At 67.6% G+C, this 3,546-nt stretch carries 3 protein-coding genes and 1 pseudogene; all 4 read right to left on the bottom strand.

The genetic code is table 11. The annotated features are described in order from the left end of the window. Positions 1–207 precede the first annotated feature (207 nt). The gene (gene mepA, locus EN742_RS28280; RefSeq protein WP_126057295.1) at positions 208–1,326 is read right to left on the bottom strand and encodes a penicillin-insensitive murein endopeptidase; all 1,119 of its coding nucleotides are present in this window, start codon (positions 1,324–1,326) and stop codon (positions 208–210) included. A gap of 86 nt (positions 1,327–1,412) precedes the next feature. Next, positions 1,413–2,315, bottom strand: coding sequence for an SDR family oxidoreductase (locus tag EN742_RS28275; protein ID WP_126057294.1), 903 nt, complete (start codon positions 2,313–2,315; stop codon positions 1,413–1,415). Further along, positions 2,312–3,466, bottom strand: a complete 1,155-nt coding sequence (queG, locus tag EN742_RS28270) for a tRNA epoxyqueuosine(34) reductase QueG (protein WP_126057293.1) — start codon at positions 3,464–3,466, stop codon at positions 2,312–2,314. Before queG ends, EN742_RS28275 begins: the two co-directional genes overlap by 4 nt. Then, a pseudogene (locus tag EN742_RS28265) lies at positions 3,447–3,546 on the bottom strand (glutathione S-transferase family protein); the annotation flags it as partial. The pseudogene EN742_RS28265 and the gene queG, both read right to left, overlap by 20 nt.

Raw genomic sequence — 3,546 nt, 5'->3', positions numbered from 1 at the left:
TACAAAACGAAGCCGCTCGTCCATGATGCCAGTCTCTCGCCAAACCATCGCCGGGTCCTCCGGCGAGGGAGAAAACTGTCACCTATGCAATCGGTCCATTCTGTTACCTATCTATCCGGTTCGGACACCAGCCCCTTCGGGGAGAAGTGCCCGGCAGGGCGATGAGGGGCGGCGCCTGCTTCGACAATTAGCCCGGAATGCCTGGCGTCAGTTTTCCGGCCTTGGCCGTGGCAGTGGAATGCCGATTTTCGGGGTCGGCGCAAAAGCGCTTGCCGAGGCCGGCATGGCAGCCGCGCCAACCGGCACCGTCGAAGCCGCCACCGGCTGCTGCGGCTCGGCAGGCTGCTCGGCGGCCGCGATCGGCACGCCGTCGCCAGCGATCGGCACGCCGTCGCCGTGATAGGTTACGGCTTCCGCCGAAGGCGGATTCGGCGCGTCGAGCACCGCCCGGCATTCCTTCGGCAGGTTGGCCATCGTCATGATATCGCGCGCCTTCGGCGCGTCCGGATTCTTGTTGGGGCGCCACGGCTCCGCGGTGAACCACCATGCCAGCGGCTTGCCGCAGCCGTCATCGGCCGGCGTTGCTTCCTGCGCCTTGCAGCCGCGCGAGCCCGGCTGGCAGCCGATGCGCATGTGAAAATGATAGTCGTGGCCCCAGAACGGCCGGATCTTGCGCAGCCAGGAACGGTCGCCCTTCACCGTGTCGCACAGCTTCTTCTTGATGCCTGGATTGACCAGAATGCGCTCGACCTCAGGGTAGCTCGCCGCGCGCTTCAACAGTTGCGTGTGTCGCGTCGTCCACAGCGCGTCCTTCACCAGATGGGTCTTCTCGTCGACCATCAGGGTGGCGCTCATCGATTCGCGCTGCGCCATCGACAGCGGCCGGCTGGGCATCGGCGTCAGCCAGATGTCGGCGTCGAGGCCGATCTGGTGCGAGGCGTGGCCGGTCAGCATCGGTCCGCCGCGCGGCTGCGAGATGTCGCCGATCAGAAGGCCGGGCCAGCCGTCGGCATGCGCGTCGCGGGCCAGCTTCTCGATCAGCGCGATCATCGCCGGATGGCCCCAGCGGCGATTGCGCGAGGGGCGCATCACTTCCCAGCTCGGTCCGTCCATGGGGATGGCGACGCCGCCGGCGAAGCAGCCCTTGGAATAGAAGCCGAAGGATTGCGCCGCCGCCACGGCCGGCAGCTTCTTGGCGCCGAACAGGTCTTTTGCGCGCGGCTCGGCCGTCAGCGCGCCCGCCGCCAGCCCGGCCAGCGCAAGGATGGCCAGCGCCGCCGTCAGGAATGGCCGTCTGACGGGCAATGATCGCATCGAGGTCACCATGAAGCCGCATCCCTCTCCTGTCGCGCCGCCCGAGCCTCGAGAGCGGCGATGGCGCGAATCATATCACGCCCGGCGCCGCGCTTTAATCAGGAACGCTTCATCGGGCTGCGCGGCTCGCCCTCGCGCCAGCTGCCGTCGGCCCACATATGGTCGAGGGCCTCGCGGTAGTTTGGCAAGGCAAAGTGATAGCCCGCCGCCTTGATCGCGGCGTTGGAGACGCGCTTGTTCTCGCCATAGAAGGAGCGCGCCATCGGCGAAAGCTCGGCGGTCTCGAAGGCAATTTCCGGTGGCGGATCGACGCCCATCAACCCAGCGGCATAGGCGACGACATCCTGCGGCGGCGCCGGCTCGTCGTCGGTGACGTTGAAGATGCCGCCGAGATTCTTCCCGGCCAGATGCCAGAGCGCGCCGGCGATGTCATCGCAATGGATGCGGTTGAACACCTGGCCGGGCTTGACCAGCCGCCGCGCGGTGCCATCAGCCAGATTGACCAGCGCGTTGCGGCCCGGACCGTAGATGCCGGACAGGCGCAGGATCGCCACTGGCCGGCCGGTCTCCTCGCCGAGCCGCAGCCAGGCCTGCTCGGCCGCCACCCGCATCACCGAGCGTTTCGACACCGGCCGGCATTCGGCCCGCTCGTCCACCCAGCCGCCGCCATGGTCGCCATAGACGCCGACGGTGGAGAGATAGGCGATCCATTGCAGCGCCGGCATGGCTGCGATCGCCTCCCGCGCGGCGCCGAGCACCGGATCGCCGGCCTCTTCCGGCGCCACCGAGACGATGAGGTGGGTGGTCGTCTTCAGGGCCTCGCCGATCTCAGCCGTCAGCGCGCCGTCGAAGCGCATCGGCGCGATGCCGACCTGGCTGAGCGCCGCGAACTTCTCCAGCGAGCGCGTCGTGCCGTAAATCGTTGCCGCATCCCGGTTGGCGCGGGCGAATGCCTTGCCGGAATAGCCGGCGCCAAAGACGAGGAACTGCTTTTCACTCATGCATGCACCTTTGCTGGCAGCGCCGACAGCCATTCGTCGCGCACTGTCATGTCATCTTCGGTTGCCAGGGCGGTGGCGGCCAGCTGGGCGAAGTCGATAGCAGGCAGAAGCCTGGACAATGCCCAGACGGCAGCGCCCCTCACCAGTGGCGAGGCATCGTCGAGCAGGCCGCGCACCACGCCCGCCAGCGCGGCGCCGCCCGAATTGCCGGCGGCGATCAATACGTTGCGGATGAACCGGTCGCGGCCGATGCGCTTGATCGGCGAGCCCGAGAAGAAGCTGCGGAAAGCTGCGTCGTCGAGCGCCAGCAGCTCCGCCAGCGGCGGCTCGCGCAGGTCGTCGCGCGCGGCAAGCTTGGCCTCCGAGGCGGCTTGGGCGAACTTGTTCCACGGACAGGCGGCCAAACAATCGTCGCAGCCATAGATGCGGTTGCCGATCTTGTCGCGGAATTCGCGCGGGATCGGCCCCTTGTTCTCGATGGTGAGATAGGAGATGCAGCGCCGCGCATCGAGCCGGTAGGGCGCCGGGAAGGCGTCGGTCGGGCAGGCGTCGAGGCAGGCGCGGCAGGAGCCGCAATGGTCCTCTTCCGCTGTGTCGGGCGCGAGCTCGGCGGTGGTGAAGATTGTGCCGAGGAACAACCAGGAGCCGTGTTCGCGGCTGACCAGGTTGGTGTGCTTGCCCTGCCAGCCCAGCCCGGCGGCTTCGGCCAGCGGCTTTTCCATCACCGGGGCGGTGTCGACGAAGACCTTCACGTCGCCGCCGGCGCGGGCGACGATCTTGCCTGCGATCTCCTTCAGCCTGCCCTTCATCACCTCGTGATAGTCACGGTTTTGCGCATAGACCGAGATCGCGCCGCGGTCGTGCTTTGCGAGAATGCCGCGCGGATCGCGGTCCGGGCCGTAATTCATCGCCAGCACGATGATCGAGCGAACCTCTGGCCACAGCGTGGATGGTTCGGCGCGGCGCTCGATCGTCTCGGCGATCCAGCCCATCGAGCCATGAAAACCGTCGGCGACGAATTCGGCGAGTCTGGCCGGCGCCAGCGGGATGGCGTCCGGCCGGGTGACGGCGACGGCGTCGAAACCGGCGCGCCTCGCCTCGCGGTCGATCAGCGCGCGCAGGCTTTGCGTCCTAGAAATCGAGGTCCGCATAATGCGACACCGGCGACAGGCCGCGCACCCGGTCCGACAGAAGCGGCCGGAACGAGGGCCGTGATTTAACCCTTGTATAC

The organism is Mesorhizobium sp. M4A.F.Ca.ET.020.02.1.1, from assembly GCF_004022645.1.
In the GTDB taxonomy this organism is placed as follows: Bacteria; Pseudomonadota; Alphaproteobacteria; order Rhizobiales; family Rhizobiaceae; genus Mesorhizobium.
The sequence above is the reverse complement of the archived record's forward strand: the minus strand, read 5'-3'. Positions and strand labels throughout refer to the sequence as shown.

Excerpts from the sequence above, each read along its gene's own strand:
- queG (WP_126057293.1), bottom strand. The coding sequence starts at position 3,466 with ATGCGGACCTCGATTTCTAGGACGCAAAGCCTGCGCGCGCTGATCGAC.
- EN742_RS28275 (WP_126057294.1), bottom strand. The coding sequence starts at position 2,315 with ATGAGTGAAAAGCAGTTCCTCGTCTTTGGCGCCGGCTATTCCGGCAAG.
- mepA (WP_126057295.1), bottom strand. The coding sequence starts at position 1,326 with ATGGTGACCTCGATGCGATCATTGCCCGTCAGACGGCCATTCCTGACG.